Genomic DNA, 18,158 nt, shown 5'->3' with positions numbered 1-18,158 from the left:
GCTTGTGTTCGCCTGCGAAATGTTTCGTCGGATCGTTTCAGGTCATGCTCCAGCATCCACATGCGCATTTTTCAGGTCGACTGCTGACGGCGCGTTCGCCGATGCCAGGAGTTGCGTGACCTGGTCCTCGGTCGGAAGCGCCTCGCGCCCGCCACGCCCCGTTATCGAAACGGCCGCCGCCGCGGCCGCGAATGCCACCCGGCCCGCGGTGTCGGCTCCGCGCGTCAACGCATGGGCATAGGCGCCATGAAAGCAGTCACCCGCGCCTGTGGAGTCGACGACCGCAACCCGGTGCGGGGGCAGGTGCCAGAGACCTGTCTCTTCACGGCCGCGATAGTACACACCCCTGCCTCCATCGGTCAGAACCACGGCGGATCGCGATGGCAACCACAAGGCATCGAGCATCTCGGCAGGCGATCGGCGCCCCGTGGCAGTCCGTGCAAAGCTAAGTGGAACAATGAGATGGTCGCAGAGCGCGATCAGCCGCTCCGTGGCGGGGCCGCTGCTCCATTCGATATCGCCGAGGATCGCAAGGCCGAGATCGCGAGCCCGAGCCACGACATCCAGCGACCCGGTCGCATAGCTATCTACGATCAGGACGGTTGCGCGGCTGAGGATATCGTCCGGAAAGTCCGGAGCGGTGCCCAGCATCGCGTCGTCGTCATACGCGATGAACCTTTCCCCGTCCGAGCCGACGGTGATCCGCGAGTGCACCGGGCGCGCGTCGGGATGGCGCGGCGCGAATGCGGTTTCAATACCGCTCGCCACGAGATCGAGCTGCACCGCGTTGTCCGAGGCACTGGCCAGCCATCCGACGAACCCGGCGGTTCCGCCGAGCCGCGCGACGGCGGCCAGCGCCGTCGCGACATTTCCCCCGAAGGCGCGGGTACTTTGCAGAACCTTACCCTTGCCCGCCGACAATGGCTGATCGACGTAGACGATCGTCGATCGCAATAGCGCCGAAGCCGAGGATCGAGGGGATGGTGGGCATCGTTCAGGCACCCGCCTTCGCCAGGGCGTCTTGCGCCGAAAGGCCGTCATGGATGACGCCGCGAAAGGCAAGCGCTGCCTTCTCCGGATCGCCGTGCCCCCAGAGATTGCGGCCGACCACGGCGCCGCGCGCGCCGGCACGGATGGCGTCCGCCGTCTGCTGAAGCGCGCCGAGCAGCGTATCGGTCTTTGGACCGCCCGCGATGACAACCGGCACCGGGCAGGTCCGGACGGTCTCCCGGAACGACTCGAAATCGCCGGTGTAGCCGATCTTGATCACGTCGACGCCGGACTCGTAACCGATGCGCGCCGCATAGGCGATCTCGTCGGGGGTGAAGACGATCTTTGCTCCGTCGGTGAAATCGCGAGGGTAGATATGCGCCACCACAGGCATGCCGTAGCGGGCCGCCGCATTCACCGAATCGGTCAGCCAGCGTATGTATTTGCCCTCCGTCGCGCCGCGCACCGGAATGGCCACGGCCAACGCATCGGCGCCCGCGCGCACCGCATCCTCGGGCGTTGCGATCAGTTCGCTGATGCGATCGTCCGCGGTGAAACAGCCCGCCTGAATTACCAGGGAAGCTTTGCCCGCATATTGCGGCCACAGATGGCGCGCAGTGCCAGGCTGGATGCTGACATAGTCGGGTTTGCCCGCCATGACGCGTGCGAGCGCACCCGGCAGGTCGGCAAGGCCGCCTTTGCGCACGTCGCCATAGCCGACGAAGTGGTCGACCGCGCCGCCAAAAAGGTTCCCCGATGGATGCGAGAAGAGGCGCGCGAGGCGCACCTTGGTTCCTAGGCTCATGAGTCCAAAATTCCCTGATCGGTTGGTTTAAAAATGCTCGATCCAGTGTTTCCGAAAGAAAAAAGAAAAACAATCTTTCGAAAGCTTTCGAATCTGCATATTTCCGGTAAGGTGAGCCGAGGCCGGCGCGATTGCTCGGCGCAGGCAGGCAAGGGCAGGGCAATGTTGTCGGAGCAGAGACGCCAATCGATCCTGGGCGAGGTGCAACGCAGCGGACAGGTTCGCATCAAGGACCTGTCGGACGGGTTTGGCGTGTCGGAGGTCACGGTGCGCTCCGACCTCGAAATACTGGACCGCAAGGGACTGCTGACCAAGACCCGTGGAGGGGCGGTGACCCGGACCACCGATTCGACGACGGCCGCGTTCGCGCGGCGGATGCAAACGAACCTCGACGCAAAGAAGCGCATCGCCCGGGCGGCGCTGGACCTGTTCGAGGACAACCAGTCGGTCATCTTCGACGGCGGCTCGACATTGATGCAGCTTGCCATGCAGTTACCGCCGCTCAGCAATGTCGTGGTCGCGGCCACGGCCATGAATATCGTGCAGCATCTTATGCATCGTCCCGGGCTCGACGTTCATATGATCGGCGGCCGGGTCTATCCCGACACGGTGAGCACGCTGATCACCGATGCCGATACGGCTCTCGGCGGCCTGGTAGCGCATCAGGTATTTGTTGGAGCGCATGCGATAGACTCGTCACTGGATGTGGTCGACGTGAACGAAGACATGGCGCGAACGAAGCGGAACCTCGTTCGCATGGCCCGGCGCGTTGTCTTGCTCGCCGATTCGAGCAAATGGGGCGTCAGCGGGACGTCCAAGGCATTTTCGCTGTCGGCCGTCGATGTGGTGATCACCGACGATGGCCTGCCCGGTCCAATACGCGGTGAGCTTGATAGGGTCGGGGCCAAGGTGATCTATGCCTGAAGCCGTCCCGGTCTCTGATGCGCGACGGAAGACGCGCATGACCCACGGGCTTCGCAGCGGCCGTCGGCCGTTTTTCACGGTCATGTTCTCCTCCTCGCGCTGGCGGCCTCCCAATGCGCGCCAGAATTATCATAAGCTCTATAAAAATTTTACGCGCGTCAACATTTAAAATCCTGTATAGCGGATTGCGGGGGGGCGTGGGAACTGCAACGGTTCGTGCAGCATGCCCTTGGCTTCGGAGGAAAGCTGGAAATGCACGGAAAGTCAGAGACAAAGCTCGGCATCGGTGTCATCGGCTGCGGCAACATCTCGATGACCTATCTGCGCAATGCAGCGCTCTTCGGTGGTGTCGAGCTACGCGCCTGCGCCGACATTTCCGCTGACATGGCCGAGCTGCGCGCCAGCGAGTACGGCATCCGAGCGATTGGCGTCGACACGCTGCTCGCCGACCCCGACATCGACCTCGTGCTGAACCTGACCATCCCGGCGGCGCATTTCGACATTTCGTTGTCAGCGCTCTCGGCGGGCAAGCATGTCTTCACCGAAAAGCCGCTGGCAACCTCCGCCGCCGACGGCCGCCGCCTTGTCGCCGAGGCCGCGAAGCGCGGCCTGCTGATCGGCTCGGCGCCGGACACATTCCTGGGTGCAGCCGGCCGCCGCGCGCGCCGGCTGATGGATGACGGCGCGATCGGCAAGCCGGTGACCGGCACCGCCTTCATGATGGGACGGGGCATGGAGCACTGGCATCCCAATCCGCAATTCTATTATCAGCCCGGCGGCGGTCCGGTGTTCGACATGGGTCCCTACTACCTGACCATGCTGGTCAACCTGCTCGGACCGGTCGAGCGCGTCATGGCGATGGCGACGCACGGCCAGGAGGAGAGGCTGATCACGGCCGACGGGCCGTTCAAGAACACGACATTCAAGGTCGGCACGCCGACCAACATAGTGTCGCTGCTCGAATTCCGTTCCGGCGCCACCGTCACCTTCGGCGCCTCCTGGGACGTGTTCAAACACTCCAACCATCCGATCGAACTGCACGGCACCGAAGGCTCGCTCAGGCTACCCGATCCCGACACGTTCGGCGGCACGGTCTCGCTGTCGGAACGTGGCGCCGATTGGGCCGATTTCGCCAGCGAGAACGAACTCTATGGCGACCGCAACTGGCCCTATGTGGCGCCCGACCGTGCCAATTACCGCATGCTCGGCGTCGCCGATCTGGCGGGCGCGCTGGCCACGGGCAGAAAGCCGCGCGCCTCCGGTGAGCTGGCGCTGCATGTGCTTGAGATCATGGAGGCGATCCTGGCTTCGGGCGAAAGCCGTGGCTCGGTTGCCATCAACGGCACGGTCGACCAGCCGCCGCTGCTTGGCGAAGAGGAAGCGGCAACCCTGCTTGCCTGACGGGAGGTTCGTCCGTGACATCGCCACCGTCCCTGCCGACACTCGATCCGGAGGCCCGGCATGTGCTCGAGCTCGGCAGCCAAGCCGGTGCGCCGCCGTTCGAAACGGGAACGCCAGAACAGGCGCGCCTTGCCTACAATGAGGGCTTCCCAAACCTGCAAGGCGAGCGTGAGCCGGTCGCAGCACTCAGCGAGCGCATCGTCGCCGAACCCGGCGGACCACTTAGGCTCAGGATCTATCGCGGGCAGGGCGCGCCTTCGGCAGGCGCTCCGGCGCTGCTCTATCTCCATGGCGGCGGCTGGGTGATCGGCAATCTCGACTCGCATGACGAGATCTGCCGCTGGTTCGCCAACGAGGCAGGCGCTGTCGTCGTTTCCGTCGACTACCGGCTGGCGCCGGAACACAAATTCCCGGCGGCAATAGAGGATTGCCGAGCGGCACTTGCCTTCATGCAAAGCGCCGCGGACGAACTCGGCATCGACGCTGCCCGCATCGCGGTTGCCGGCGACAGCGCCGGCGGCAATCTCGCCACGGTGCTCGGCCTGCTCACGCGGGGGGACAAAAATCCGCCGGCAGCGCAGCTTCTGTTTTATCCCAACACCGATGCCGGGCAGACGGCCGACAGCTATCGCCGCTTCGCCGCAGGCTTTGGCCTGACCGCCTCGACCATGGCCTGGTTCCGAGATCACTACATCCGCGACGCCGCCGACATCGTCGACTGGCGCATCTCACCGCTGAAGGCGGATAGCCTCGCCGGCGCGCCGCCCGCCTTCATCGCCATCGCCGGTCACGACATCCTCGCCGACGAGGGCGAGGCCTATGCCAGGCGTCTGCACGAGGCCGGCGTGCCGGTCGTGCTGGAACACTGGCCCGGTCAGATCCACGGCTTCGTCTCTATGGGCCGTCACGGCCCGGCAGCGAGACAGGCGGTTGCCGCCGCCATTGCCGCGTGGCTCAGCTTCGATCCCGCCTTTGGAAATTTCAAGCGGACTGACGCATGACCAGGGCGGCGTCAAGGCTGACCTTCGGCGCGACGTTCGCCCTATCCTCGTTGAGCAAAGCGAGCAATGTCTCGACGCTGCGCCCCGCCATGGCGGCAAAATCCTGCGCGATGGTGGTCAGTGCGGGGCAGGTGTAGCGGCTCAGCGGATGGTCGTCATGGGCGGCGATACGCAGGTCGCAATCGGCCTTGCGGCCGATCTTCAGCCCTTTCGCGAAGGCTGCCGCCATCACGCCGAAAGCCAGGCGGTCATTCGCACACAGTATGGTCTTGCCCGGCAGGCCGCTGGCCCCGAGCATCTGTTCCATCTGCTCGTAGCCGATGCGCTCGAAATCCCATGTGTAGTCTCGGGTGTTGCCGATAACCACCGGGTCCTGGCCAAGCTGATGCATCGCGGCGATGTAACTGTTCAGGCGCTCCGGCGAATTGTGATTGACATGCGGGATATCGAAATAGACCGGGGCGTCGCCGGAGCGGCAGAGATAGTCGACGATGGTCGAGACACTCTGGGCATTGTTGTTGCCGACAAAGGGCGTGCCGCCTTCGAGATAGGTATCGAAATAGACGACCGGCATTGTCTGGGTCAGCTTCTCCAGCGTGCGCCGGTCCGAGCGCAAGCCGAGCGGCGCGATCAGCGCGCCCGAAACTTTCAGCGACAGGATGGTACGTGTCGCCTCCATTTCGAGCTCGGTTGAGCCATGCGAGGAGATGACGATCGGCCAGTAGCCCTCGTCGCGCAGCCTGAGCTCGATGCGGCTGACCATTTCGGAATAGAAGGGATCGGTGACCGTCGGTACGACAATGCCGATGGCGCGGGTGCGCTTGCGGTTGAGGTTGCGGGCAAACAGATTGGGCTGGTAGTCGGACGACCGCAACGCCTCTTCGATGCGCTTGCGCGTTGCCGGCTTGACGCTGGTCGGATCGTCGAAATATTTCGACAGCGTCGGCCTGGAGACGCCGCAGGAGCGGGCGAAATCCTCCATCGTCTTGTGCGTCATTGGCATTCAATCCTCGTCTGGCACGCGCCAGAACCTCGGTCATCCCTTGACGCTGCCCACGGTCCTGCAGCCGGCGCGTCCGCCACGCAACGGCAGACGAAATTTACAGGAAACGTCAGTGGGTTCAACGCGCAATGACAGATTATACCGTGCGTAAATTTGTTCAATTGACGCGAAAATTGTCGCGCATCAAAGTCTCGGTCACAAAGAGCGCTGAAAAGTCCAGGCACCATGACACAACAGATCGATCGGCTTCTTTCCCAGCTATATCGTCGGCTCGATGCCGCCGCGATTGTGATCGGCGATGCTATCGATCCGCGCTATGGCGACGACCTCTCCGGCAAGGGCGGCGGCCAGCCCGAACTGGTCTTGCGTCCGCGCAACGCCGCCGACGTCGCCGAAATCCTGCGCCTATGCAGTGGTATCGGCCAGAAGCTGGTCGTCCATGGCGGCCGCACCGGGCTGGCCGGCGGCGCGCGCGTGCAGCCGGGCGAAGCGGTGCTGTCGCTGGAGCGCATGACCGCGGTCGAAGCGCCCGACCGCGCCGCGGCAACCATCATCGCGGAAGCCGGCGCGCCGCTGCAAATGGTGCAGGAAGCGGCCGATGCGTCCGGCCTGATGTTCGGCGTCGATATCGGCGCGCGCGGCACGGCGACGGTCGGCGGCAACATCGCCACCAATGCTGGCGGCATTCGCGTGCTGCGCTACGGCATGTACCGCGCCCAGGTGCTGGGGCTGGAGGCCGTGCTTGCCGACGGCTCGATCCTGACTTCGTTGCGTGGCCTGGCCAAGGACAATTCGGGATACGATCTCAACCAGCTTTTCATTGGCAGCGAAGGCACGCTGGGCGTGGTTACTCGCGCCTGCCTGCGGCTGCATCCCAAGCCCGCCACCGAGGTTGCCGCCTTTTGCGCCCTTGGCTCGCTGGAGGCGGCGATTGCGTTGCTGGGGTTGCTCAAGCAGCGGCTCGGGCCCTTGCTTTCGGCCTATGAGGTAAACTTCTCGCCGCTCTACGGCGCCATGATTGCCGGCATGGCGGCGCCGGCGCCGCTGCCTGCCGGCGCGCCGGTTTATGTTTTGGCCGAGATCCAGGGCAACCAGGCCGAGCTGGACGGCGAGCGTTTCGCTTCGGTGCTGATGCAGGCGGTCGAGGACGGCATCGTCGACGACGTGGTCGTCTCGCAGTCGCCGCGCGAATTCCGTGCGCTATGGGATGTGCGCGAAGAGGCCAACCGCTTCCTGTTTGCGATCGAGGGCATGATCGGCGTCGACATCAGCATCCCGTTGGCGACCATGGCGGGTTTCCTGCGCAACGCCGAAGCCGCGATCCACGCCGTCGACAGCCGCGCCGAGATCTACGTCTTCGGCCATCTCGGCGACGGCAATCTGCACTATCAGGTCGACACCACGGAACCGGCGGCCGCCTATGAGATCATCTATCGCGGCGTGGCGGCATGCGGTGGCGCCGTCTCGGCCGAGCACGGCATCGGCCTCGACAAGAAGAAATGGCTGAACCTCGTGCGCAGCGACGCCGAACTATCAGCCATGCGCCGGCTGAAGGTGGCGTTCGATCCGCACAACATTCTCAACCCAGGGCGGATTTTCGATATCATTTGATCGCCAGGAGGATCTAGCTTGCAACTGGCGAGAGCAGCGCGTGGAAGTCGACCGTTCTCATCTGCTCGACGCCGTTCAGAGTCATATTTCCCGCGACATAGACGATGATTGCCAGACCGAGCCAGCCGATCCAGCGATACCTGGCAAGCAGCGCCGCCACCAGCGTCGAGGCGACCGCCATCAGAACCACCGACAGGATGAGACCGAACACCAGCGCATTCATGTCGTGGGCGGCGGCGCCCGCCACGGCCAGCACATTGTCCAGCGACATCGAGACATCGGCGACGACGATCTGCAGGATCGCGGTGCGCAGCGCCTTGGCCGGCCGCGCCGTCGCAAGTGCTGCGGCTTCAGTGTCGACGTCCTCGCCGTCGCCGGCCGAGCGCAACTCCTGGAACATGTTCCAGCACACCCAGAACAAAAGCATGCCGCCGACCAGCATGATCCCAGGAATTTCCAGCAGCTGCACCGCGATCACCGCAAAGACGATGCGGATCACCGCCGCCGCGGCAATGCCGGCGATGATCGCCTTCTGCCGCAACGCCTTGGCGAGGCCTGCGGCCGCCATGCCGATCACCACGACATTGTCGCCCGACAGCACAAGGTTGATGGTGATGACTTCCAGATAGGCGGCGACAGTCGTCTGGTCGAAACTCATAGAGCGGTCTCCCCGGAAGGCTCCGGCTGGTTGCGGCGGATCGGACCGATGTCTGCGCAAACGCGAAGACAGCTGATTTGAGTGCAGCCCGGCATTGAAACAAGACGCCAGCGCGGCCAATCGGTCCTCATCCACGGAATTCATCGCCGGGTCGTGATTTCCGACCAGAAATGCCCGTCCCAGAATGCCCATCATGGAAGGGAAGACAAAAGCGTTCCGCTTGCCTATCAATATTGCCGACCAAAGGAGAGACGAGCATGAGCAAGACGGCACTGATTTTCTGGGGCGGATGGGAGGGTCACACGCCGGCCCGCAGCGCCGCTGTCGTCAGCGAGATATTGACGGGGCATGGCTTCGAAGTGCGGATAGAAGAGGGCACATCGGCGCTCGCCGATCCGCAGCTCCCGGCCATCGATCTGATCGTGCCGGTGATCACCATGTCGACGATCGATAAACTGGAGCTGCAAAACCTCACCGCCGCCGTCAGCGGCGGGACCGGCCTTGCCGGCTTCCATGGCACCATGGGCGACAGTTTTCGCAACGAACCGGCCTATCAGTTCATGACCGGCGGCCAATGGGTCGCGCACCCCGGCGACATCATCGACTACCGTGTCGACATCATCAGCGACGATCCGATCGTCAGGGGTATCGAGGGTTTCGCCTACCATTCCGAGCAGTATTACATGCATGTCGACCCGAGCAACGAGGTGCTGGCGACGACGACGTTCAGCGGTGAGCATCTCGACTTCATCGACGGCGTCGTCATGCCCGTGGTCTGGAAGCGCCGCTACGGCAAGGGCCGCGTCTTCTTCAGCGCGCTCGGCCACACCGCGGATGAGTTTTCCGTCCCGCAAATGCGCACCATCTTCGAGCGTGGGGTGCTGTGGGCCAGCCGATCGGCCTGATCCCGGGCTTGGCGTCAAGCTGAGCGCAGTGGGACGGATTGCTTATAGCGATCTTCCAGTTCCGCGAAGCGGCGCTCCCGACACTGCTGGGGGCGCGCTGGCGAAGGAATCGCCAATGCCATGACACTCGAGCCGTATCGTTCGACGGGCGGCTTTTCGGAGGATTGGATGGCGTCGGGATACGGGAAAGTAGAAGACTCTAATTCTCTCTGAATCCTCGATTGAGCGAGTCGCGAACCGGCGCCAGCATATAGTCGAGCAGTGTGTGCTCGCCAGTCAGGATCATCACTTCGGCAGGCATGCCGGGCGACAATTTTACGTCATGGAGGTTTGCGAGGTCAGCCATATCGACTTTGATCTTGGCGAGAAAATAGGGTTCTCCGGTCCTCTCGTCCGTCAGCCGGTCGGCCGATACCGAGGTGAGCAACCCGTGGATTTGGGGAAGATGCCGTGTTGGATAGGCTGACAGCACAACGCGTGCCGGCATGTCCGGATGCACCATGTCGATGTCCCGCGGCTTGATCCGTGAATCGATGACCAGGTTGGACTCATTCGGAACGATATCGAGGAGGGGCTGGCCGCTGGAAATCACGCCAGATTCAGTTGTGACACGCACGTTCATCACTGTTCCCGCGATCGGCGCGACAATGTCAGTCCTGGCCAGCACATCCTGACGCGAGGGTAACAGGCTCCGCAATTCGGCCAGATCGCCGCGCACCTTGCCAAGATCCTCGTTCGCTTTCTCACCATCCTGTTGCCGCAAATTGAGAAGCTGCAGCTCGGTCTCGCCGATCTGCTGTTCGTTGCGCGCGACCTGCGACCGGTTCGACGCCTGGCTCGCTCGGATGTCGGCCTGGGCACGCTGCAGCGCAAGGATCCGCGGCAGGCGCTCCAATCCCTTTTTGTACATTTCCTGTGCCGAAGCGATCTCGCGGTCGATCAGCCCCAGTTGCTCCTCCTCGGCTGCGATCACTTCCCTGGACCCGGTGATTTGCTCCTCTATCTGCCGTATCCGCTTGTTGAGGATCTGCTCGCGCCCCTCGCGAGTGGCAAGGCGGCTGCGAAGCAGTTCCTGCTCTTCAGCGGCCACTTTCTGCCCGGCCTGGTTGTCAGCCGATGTCAGTTCCTTGGGAAAAATGATCTGATCTTCTCCGGCAAGCTCCGCACCCAAGCGCGCTTCGACCGCCAGCAAGCGAATGTAGCGCTCATGCAGCTCGTCGTAGCGGCCCTGTGCATCGGTCGTCTTCATGCTTATCAGAACCTGGCCCGCTGTGACCTTGTCGCCATCCCGCACGTGGATCATCCCGATGATGCCGCCCTCCAGATGCTGAACGGTCTTCCGGTAGCCGTCCGGGCTGACGATGCCGGGGGCCACGATGGCGCTGGCCAGGAGGGCCACGTCTGACCAGAGGGCGATGCCGCCGACAAAGAACAGCGCGGAGAAATAGCCGAGTATACGCGCTGGACGCGTCCGGCGATTCAGGTCGCGCTTGCTATCGCGATATGCAGACGAACGCCGCCGGACAAGCCCGACAAGCACGAGCACGAACAGCGCGGTGGCAGTTGCAGCCAGCGCGGCGCGCGCCGGCACGTCCAGGCTGTCGAAACGGTTCGAAGCCGCCGCAGCTAGATCTCCAGCAGCGACAACTAACCTGTCCAGCACGTCACGCAGGCTGGCCATCAGCATGTCCATCATCTTCGACAGGTCGCTAAATCGGTCGCTCATGGCTCACTCCGCCGCCTTCAATTTTGCCGGAACGACGACGCTGGTCTTGTCTTGCCCGGACGACGGCACGGCAGTCGGTTTGCGGTGACCGCCCAGCGCGCCCAGCACCTCGTCGCGCGTGCCGAACATCTTAACGGTGCCGTCGTGCATGAAAACGACATGATCCGCCGTACGCAGCAGGTTCGTCTGGTGGCTGACGAGAATGACGGTGCAGCCCCGTTCCTTCAAATGGTGAAGAACATTGAACAGAGCCATTTCACCATCGCCGTCGAGGCCAGTGTTCGGTTCGTCGAGCACGACGAGCGCGGGATTGCCGAATAGCGCCCGGGCGAGAGCGATGCGCTGACGTTGGCCACGCGAGATTCGCGCCCCATGCGGCCCCACCTCCGTTTGATAGCCATTTGGCATCCGCAATATCGTCTCGTGGATACCTGCGGCCTGCGCCGCGGCGATCACTGCGGCACTATCGACATCGCGCAAGCGCGCAATGTTGTCGGCGATCGTTCCCGGAAACAGCTCGACCTGCTGCGGCAGGTAGCCGATGTGCATTCCAAGCTGGTCCGAAGGCCAACTCGCGAGCTCTGCGCCGTCCAGCCTTACATGACCGAGCGAAGGCCGCAACGTTCCCACCATGAGGCGGCAAAGTGTGGTCTTGCCGGAACCCGACGGACCAATCACGCCGCAGGTCTCGCCGGCCTCGACGTTGAAGGATACTTTGTTCATCAGGGCCTGCTGTGTACCCGGCGCATGGTAGTGTGCGTTCTCGAGCCTTAGCCGGCCTTGCGGGCGGGGTAAGGTCACTTCACCGCCCTGCCTAGAATTGGTGTCCGCGAACAGGCGCATGAGGTTGCGACGCGCGGTGCGAGCGGTAACCAGGCTGCGCCAGGCTCCGATCGAGCGTTCTATCGGCGCAAGCGCGCGGCTCAGCAGTACCGATGCCGCGATCATCGATCCGGCCGTCAGTTCGCCGCGCAAGACAAAGTAGGCGCCAAGTCCCAGCACGGCCACTTGCAGGGCCATGCGCAGCGAGCGCGACAGGCTCCCGATGCTGGTCGTGCGACCGAGAAGTTGCGCCTGGATGGTCATCAACGACTGCTGCTTTTCTTCCCAGCGCTGCAGCGCCGAGCCCGACATGCCGAGCGAGCGCAACGTCTCAGCGCCATCGATGTATTGGCCGGCCGCGACCTGGTTGCGACGCAGCTCTGCCGACGTTTCCTGGCTCCTGCGGCGGGTAAAGAAATCATTGGCGAGCGCGCCGCAGAACAAAAGGATCGCCCCGATGAGTCCGAGCACGCCCAGTGCTGGGTGCAGAAGCCACATGAACGCCAGGAAGACGGGCGTCCACGGCGCGTCGAGAAAGGTCAGCATGCTGTCGCCACCGACGAAACCGCGCAGGTCCGCTACGTCCTTCAGGCCGGCCTCGACGTTGCTACCCGCGAGGCGAGCCTCCATGGCTCGTTCGATCACCGGGACGTTCAACTGGTCGTCGAGCCATTGGCTGATATGGCCGAGGATCATGCGGCGGGCTTGTTCCAAAAGGCCATAGACGGCGATCGCGCCGATCACCGCCAGGGTGAGCCACACCAGCGTGTCGATCGACCCGCTCGACAGCACCCTGTCGTAGATCTGCAGCATGTAGACGGTGCTGGCGAGCATCAGGACGTTTGCAAGCAGGCTGAAGATGAGCAGGGCGGGCGCCTGGCGCCGGGCCAGATGCATTACCTCTTCGAACTGCGGTCTTGGCTGCGGCACGGCTCGCCCCCCATTGTGATGCTTTGGATTGTGCCGGCCGGGCGCCAGGAAAGGCGCCCGCCCGGTGTCGGGTCAGATGATGCCGTCCGGGGCGTCGACATGGACCGAGAACGTGTCGGTAAAGCTGTCATTGTCGCCGTCGACGAGATTGGCCGTGAAATCCAGGTCGAGCGGCGCCGGGTTGGACTCCTGCTCGAGCGAGAACTGAATCACGGGGATCTTGACGGTGCCCACGCCCATGATGAGCTGGACCGCCTCGATCTGCTTCGCGCCGCCGTCGATCTCGAAGTACTTCCCGCCCTCCGCGACGTCAGGAATGAGCGGGTCGTGGCGCGGGGCATTGCTGAGCATGCCCGCCGTCACGTCGGTAGGACCGCTGACGGTACCGTCCGTATAGTAGACGATGTAATAGAGGTCTTCCGTAGCCGGGTTGTAGCCGCCGACGGAGTTGTCGATATAGACCGTGACCTTATCCACGTCTTGCTGGGGATTGACCACGAAGCTCTCGTCGCCCGAGGTGATTGAGGTGCCGGCGAACAGCGGGGTACCCCCGCTCTTGCCGTCGAGGTTGTTGTTGTTGACGCCGATGCCCGAAGTCGACACGTTCATCTTCGATGAGCTGTTGATCAGGCTGGTGGCACCATACCCCTCCAGCGTTGCCTCGGTAGGGTCATTGTTGACCAGGTCTTCGATGTCGTTCGGGAAACTGCCCGCCCCATTCTCCAGGGGAGCGGTCACCAGATTGCTGAAGAAAATGACGTCACCGTCGTGACCGGTCGGCGGGAATTGCAGCGTCTGCACCGCGTCCGGACCGCCCGCCTTCAGCGAACCCTGTGTGGTGTCGAAGGTCGTGATCGTTCCGGGAGGGGTGTCGACGTCAAGGTCGTAAGTGCCGTTGACCGGATCGAAGGTCAGTGTGAAGTCCACGTCTTCAGCCGTGCCGTCGCCGTTGAAGTCATCGTGGATCGAGCCTGTGAAGGTGTAAGGGTCTGCCGCGTCCGGTGTCAGGGATAGGCCCGACGTTACCGTCGGGTTGGAGTCGATTGTATAATCGTCCAGCGTTACGCCCAGCAGGTTGAACCCGTCGGCGCCTGGGTCGTGCGTCCAGGTGCCATGGGCGCCACTGTCGTAGTCACCGGTTGCGTTCTCCACAGCAATTGCCGGCCCGGTGTCTTCGAAGGTGAAGGCACCGCCTATGTCGACCGAGGTGTGCGCGCTGTCGCCGTCGCCGTCGGTTGCGGTTGCGGTCAGGCTCACCAGGTTGGCGGCAAGGATGACCGGAGTGTCCGCCTCTACGGGATCGGTTGGATCGCCATGGACAACCGCACGCGACTGGTCGAGGGTCACGTTGCCGTCGGCATCGACCGAGATGCGGAACACCTCATCCGTGCCGGCAGTGCCGACGATGTCGCCGCCGACAACATTGAGAAGCACCTCAAGGCCGCTGAGCGTATCGAACACGCCGCTGGCGACGTTACTGCCGCCGCCGAGTACATCCAGCGTGTAGGTCACATCGTCGGTGGCCGCTGGTCCATCGACGCCAAAGTTCGGCGTGAACAGCGCCGCGAAGCTGGTCGAGTCGTCGGTAACGAAGTCCGAATCGCCGACCACCAGGGTCGGTACGTCATTGCCGGACGGCACGATCGATGGGCCGTCATCGTCGAAGTTGATCAAGGAGCCGACCTCTGCGCTGGCGACGTTGGTCTGATCTGTGCCGAAATGCACTTCCTTGACATCGAAATAGTCTTTTTGCTCGTCAATGTTCTTGATAGTGAAGCGGTCAAAGGTTGCGTCTGCGGTGAAATCGACCGTCACACCCTCGCCGACATTGTGAAGGATCACTCCCAGGTTGGTGTAATCAACCGTGATGCCCAGGGTGGCGGCATCCGTTACCACGCCGTTCAGCTTGAAAGTCACTGAGGCGATGTTGACTTCCGCATCGTTGTCATCACCCGGTAACGTGGCGCCTTTCGCGTTGTCATCATTGTTGTAGGCGTGGACCTCTATGTCAGCCACGGTATGGGTCGGAGTAGACTGCGAAATCGAGAAACCCGCGGTGGAGACGGTCTCGATGTGATCTGTGTAGTTCGGCGCGGTCGGCGTATTGGTAAAGTTCTTGCCGGCGCTCTGGGTGCCGCCGTTGATCAGGTCGATCTGAAGCTCACGGCCAAAGCGCACGTCTTGTGATGAGACGCCCAGGCCTTGCGTGCTGACATTGACTTCAGCCTGTACGCCATTGTCATGAGCCGTGACCAGGATCTTCTGCGTGCTCGCCGTGTCAGCGTCGAGGATATACCACTTGTTGTGTCCGGGAGGGGCGTCACCAAGCGAGCTAAAATTCAGGACGCTGGTCCCGGTGACCGAGGCGTAGACTAGCTGATCCAGATCGATTAGATCGACGTCCGCGTTGTCAGGGTCCGGATTCATCAACGCCACGTACTGGACCAGGTACAGGTCCGCGTCGCCGTCCAGCGCAAACGAGAAGGCGAGGGGATCGAGTAATGGATCGGGCTCGCCAACTGAGGTCGGGTCAGAGGTCCCAATGACGCCGATCACGACGTCTGCATTGTTCGGGTCCTGGAACAGCCAGACATAATTGCCATCGACCGTCCGGATGCCGGTGACCGCGCCGTCGGTGGGTGAAAACGCAGTTCCCGAAGAGTCCTGGGCGAGAACGACCGAGGTGATGGTCTCCCCTGGGTCCGCAGAGGCCACCACGAAGTCCTCCTTGAAGGCGACCTCCAGCGCGGTGCCAAGATTCAGCAGATATTGCAGCGTGGTGTTGGTGCTGTACAGCGGATCGGATGGGTCAATATCATTGTCCGTGAGGCCAGCGCTCTCATCGATGATGATGTCATGAGCTGTGATGTCGATTGCCATGGAGATTCTCCCCTTTTTCAATACATCGAGAAAAGGGTATTCACCCCCCACCCGATGCCGGATGCACCTACCCCAGGGCATCCGCTGACGCGCAGAATTGCGGTCTTTTATCCTCCATTGTGCCGCTGACGCCGAGCACGCGTCCATTCGCGGTTCGATAGTGTTATGGTGAATGCCCCTACCTGATCGAACGATATACATCCTTCGATAGACCGGGCCGCGACAGGCGCTCGCGGGCAACCGTGTTGGTTTGGTGGATGGATCGATATGCCGTGGGTTTCCGGCCTGTTGCCGGTATCCTGTCGACGCAGTGCCAGCTGACCGAAGGGAGGAATCAAAGCCCGCTTTTGTGGCCTGGTCCCAGATGGTCGGCGCCGTCGCCAAAAGTCGCCCAGGCGAGTTCGGCCCTGCTGCCGAGGCGCAGCTTCTCGTAGACGTGATGCAGGTGCATCTTCACCGTGCCTTCGGATACATGCAGCCGCTGCGCGATGATCTTGTTGCGCAGGCCGCGTGAAACAAGGCCGGCGACTTCCGTCTCGCGTCCAGTAAGCTTTGGCGCGCGCTGAGGCAGCGATCTCGGCGTCAGCAGATGCTGGAGGATATGGTCGTCGACCCACTTTCGGCCGCCTGCCACTGCATTGGCGCATTCGACAAGGTAGCTGTGGCTGATGCCGTCCATCAGCAGGCCGTCGGCATCGAGCTTGGGGATTTCGTTGAAGTCGAATCCGCCGTTTGGCTGCAGGATGTAGATGATGCCCAAAGGGCTGCTGGTGGCTCTCAGCCTTGCGGAAAGGCCGGCCGTCTGCCGGTCCACACCATCCAACCCTATGATGACAAGATCGGGCCGGTGGCGCTCCACCAAGGGGAGAACCTCAATCGTGTGGTGGCATTCTGCGACAACGCTGTGTCCCGCCTTCCGCAAAACCCACTCCAGACCGGCGAGATACACCCCCCGCGGGTCCGCGACTACCAAGCTCGACATGGGAACACGTCCGTAAAAAACGCAACGAACTTTGTTTAATATGTCAAGAAACCAGAGCTTCGGTCGATTGTCAAGGAGTTGCTAATATTGTAGTATATTCAAGGCTATGAATGCATTTTTTCTGCGTTCGACAGGCCCGCCGAAGCGCTCGTGATCGCGCAAGGCGCCTCTGGATTTGACGCCTGTTAAGCTGCCAGTGATGACGGATTTTTGAGCTGTCTTCTCCCCTTGGGCAGACAGGCGGAGCTACTCGCAAAGTCAAATCATATGTTCTATGCTCGCTGGCATCACTGCGTTCGACAGCCGTGATCGGAACTGAGGTCTGTTGTCCTGAGGCGGGGCATCAATGTTCGAGGTCGGCGGATTTTTTCGGCAACGAATGCCGTTCTCAAAGGGCCGGCGCATCGTCGGCGCCCTTGCTCTCGTCGCCGCTGTATTCGGGCTGTTGCTGCTCGCACCGGAAGTGGCGAATGCGAAGCCGAACTGGACGCTCGATCCGGCGAATTCGACGCTCACCTATCAATCGGTGAAGAAGAACACCATTGTCGAAACCAACAAGATCAGGAACCTCTCGGGCACGCTGACATCGGATGGCGCCGCCAAGGTCACGTTCGACCTCAACTCGGTCGACACCGGTATCGACCTTCGCAATGTCCGCATGCGCTTCCTGTTCTTCGAAACCTTCAAATTCCCGACGGCGGAAGTGACGGCGAAAGTCGATCCCGCCGCTTTTGCCGATCTCGCCACCAAACGGCGCATGAGCGCGCATATCCCGTTTCGCCTGAGCCTGCACGGCGTCGACAAGGACCTTGAGGCCAATGTCGTGGTCACCATGATCACCGACAGCATGGTGTCGATCGCCTCGGAGGCGCCGGTCGCCGTGCATGTCGAGGATTTCGGCCTGTTGCCCAACATCGAAAAACTCCAGCAGGCGGCCAATGTCAGCAGCATCGTCCCGACGGCTTCGGTGTCGTTCGACTTCGTCTTCGCCGCTGATGGCGCCAAGCCTGCGGCCACGCCTGCCGTCGCGGCCGCAGCCCCAGCCGATGCCGGGCCGGTCGCCACAGATGCAGGCAAGACGTCCTTCAGCGACGATGAATGCCTGAACAGGTTCGAGGTGCTGTCGCGCACCGGCGCCGTCTATTTTCGCCCAGCCAGCGCTCGGCTCGATGAAAAGAGCCGCCCGCTGCTGGCCGAGGTGGTCGGCGTCGTCGGCAAATGTCCGAAACTGAAGGTCGAGGTTTCGGGCCATACCGATTCCGACGGCTCGCCGACGGCCAACAAGAACCTGTCGGAACGGCGCGCCAAGGCGGTCGCCGACGCGATCATCGCTGCGGGCATTCCATCGGCGCAGATCACGGCTTCCGGCTATGGCGAGGAAAAGCCGGTGGCGCCGAACGATACGCCGAAGAACAAGGCGCTGAACCGGCGGATCGAGTTCTCCGCCACGCCGCTCTCCAACTGAGCCGGTCCTTAACTGAGAAGGCCCGTCAACCGAAAAGGAATCCGGTGCGTTTGGA

Annotated in this window: 13 protein-coding genes and 1 pseudogene; 6 read left to right on the top strand and 8 right to left on the bottom strand. The window is 62.6% G+C overall.

Going from position 1 to position 18,158, the window contains the following annotated elements:
- Nucleotides 1-42: 42 nt before the first annotated feature.
- Together NKH35_RS12575 and NKH35_RS12570 are read right to left on the bottom strand one after the other, a co-directional pair.
- A pseudogene (locus NKH35_RS12575) lies at nucleotides 43-991 on the bottom strand (PfkB family carbohydrate kinase).
- A 3-nt stretch (nucleotides 992-994) separates the two neighbouring features.
- The gene (locus tag NKH35_RS12570; RefSeq protein WP_023692211.1) at nucleotides 995-1,795 is read right to left on the bottom strand and encodes a beta/alpha barrel domain-containing protein; all 801 of its coding nucleotides are present in this window, start codon (nucleotides 1,793-1,795) and stop codon (nucleotides 995-997) included.
- 162 nt (nucleotides 1,796-1,957) lie between these two features.
- On the opposite strand from NKH35_RS12570, the gene NKH35_RS12565 reads away from it, so the two are divergent.
- The 3 genes from NKH35_RS12565 (at nucleotide 1,958) to NKH35_RS12555 (ending at nucleotide 5,121) form a co-directional block, all read left to right on the top strand.
- A complete protein-coding gene (locus tag NKH35_RS12565; RefSeq protein ID WP_023682641.1) occupies nucleotides 1,958-2,719 on the top strand; it encodes a DeoR/GlpR family DNA-binding transcription regulator in 762 nt (253 codons plus the stop codon).
- 252 nt (nucleotides 2,720-2,971) lie between these two features.
- Nucleotides 2,972-4,120 carry a Gfo/Idh/MocA family protein gene (locus NKH35_RS12560; protein ID WP_352914737.1) on the top strand — a complete coding sequence of 383 codons (1,149 nt, stop codon included), beginning with the start codon at nucleotides 2,972-2,974 and terminating at the stop codon, nucleotides 4,118-4,120.
- A 14-nt stretch (nucleotides 4,121-4,134) separates the two neighbouring features.
- A complete protein-coding gene (locus NKH35_RS12555; protein ID WP_352537140.1) occupies nucleotides 4,135-5,121 on the top strand; it encodes an alpha/beta hydrolase in 987 nt (328 codons plus the stop codon).
- On the opposite strand, the gene NKH35_RS12550 is transcribed toward NKH35_RS12555, so the two are convergent.
- Nucleotides 5,102-6,124 carry a LacI family DNA-binding transcriptional regulator gene (locus tag NKH35_RS12550; RefSeq protein ID WP_352537141.1) on the bottom strand — a complete coding sequence of 341 codons (1,023 nt, stop codon included), beginning with the start codon at nucleotides 6,122-6,124 and terminating at the stop codon, nucleotides 5,102-5,104. The genes NKH35_RS12555 and NKH35_RS12550 overlap by 20 nt on opposite strands.
- 225 nt (nucleotides 6,125-6,349) lie before the next feature.
- Between NKH35_RS12550 and NKH35_RS12545 the strand changes: the two genes are divergently transcribed.
- On the top strand, nucleotides 6,350-7,735 hold the full coding sequence (locus NKH35_RS12545; protein ID WP_352914734.1) for an FAD-binding oxidoreductase: 1,386 nt from the start codon (nucleotides 6,350-6,352) through the stop codon (nucleotides 7,733-7,735).
- A 13-nt stretch (nucleotides 7,736-7,748) separates the two neighbouring features.
- Here NKH35_RS12545 and NKH35_RS12540 read toward each other — a convergent pair whose 3' ends face one another.
- The gene (locus NKH35_RS12540; RefSeq protein WP_023724279.1) at nucleotides 7,749-8,393 is read right to left on the bottom strand and encodes a YjbE family putative metal transport protein; all 645 of its coding nucleotides are present in this window, start codon (nucleotides 8,391-8,393) and stop codon (nucleotides 7,749-7,751) included.
- 257 nt (nucleotides 8,394-8,650) lie between these two features.
- Between NKH35_RS12540 and NKH35_RS12535 the strand changes: the two genes are divergently transcribed.
- Nucleotides 8,651-9,298, top strand: a complete 648-nt coding sequence (locus tag NKH35_RS12535; RefSeq protein WP_023732211.1) for a ThuA domain-containing protein — start codon at nucleotides 8,651-8,653, stop codon at nucleotides 9,296-9,298.
- A 199-nt stretch (nucleotides 9,299-9,497) separates the two neighbouring features.
- On the opposite strand, the gene NKH35_RS12530 is transcribed toward NKH35_RS12535, so the two are convergent.
- The 4 genes from NKH35_RS12530 to NKH35_RS12515 form a co-directional block, all read right to left on the bottom strand.
- Complete coding sequence (locus NKH35_RS12530; RefSeq protein ID WP_023732210.1) at nucleotides 9,498-11,024, bottom strand: HlyD family type I secretion periplasmic adaptor subunit; 1,527 nt, start codon at nucleotides 11,022-11,024, stop codon at nucleotides 9,498-9,500.
- 3 nt (nucleotides 11,025-11,027) lie between these two features.
- On the bottom strand, nucleotides 11,028-12,743 hold the full coding sequence (locus tag NKH35_RS12525) for a type I secretion system permease/ATPase (protein ID WP_023726319.1): 1,716 nt from the start codon (nucleotides 12,741-12,743) through the stop codon (nucleotides 11,028-11,030).
- A 105-nt stretch (nucleotides 12,744-12,848) separates the two neighbouring features.
- Nucleotides 12,849-15,656 (bottom strand): DUF5801 repeats-in-toxin domain-containing protein, encoded by a 2,808-nt coding sequence (locus NKH35_RS12520; RefSeq protein ID WP_023726320.1) that lies wholly within the window; start codon nucleotides 15,654-15,656, stop codon nucleotides 12,849-12,851.
- A 334-nt stretch (nucleotides 15,657-15,990) separates the two neighbouring features.
- Complete coding sequence (locus NKH35_RS12515) at nucleotides 15,991-16,470, bottom strand: response regulator transcription factor (RefSeq protein WP_245260719.1); 480 nt, start codon at nucleotides 16,468-16,470, stop codon at nucleotides 15,991-15,993.
- Nucleotides 16,471-17,017: 547 nt separating this feature from the next.
- Between NKH35_RS12515 and NKH35_RS12510 the strand changes: the two genes are divergently transcribed.
- Complete coding sequence (locus NKH35_RS12510; protein ID WP_245260718.1) at nucleotides 17,018-18,103, top strand: OmpA family protein; 1,086 nt, start codon at nucleotides 17,018-17,020, stop codon at nucleotides 18,101-18,103.
- The last annotated feature ends 55 nt before the right edge of the window (nucleotides 18,104-18,158 follow it).

Origin of the sequence: Mesorhizobium sp. M1143 (genome assembly GCF_040318435.1) — a bacterium.
Lineage (GTDB): Bacteria > Pseudomonadota > Alphaproteobacteria > Rhizobiales > Rhizobiaceae > Mesorhizobium.
Note: the sequence above shows the minus strand (reverse complement) of the source record. Positions and strands in the feature narration are given on the sequence as shown.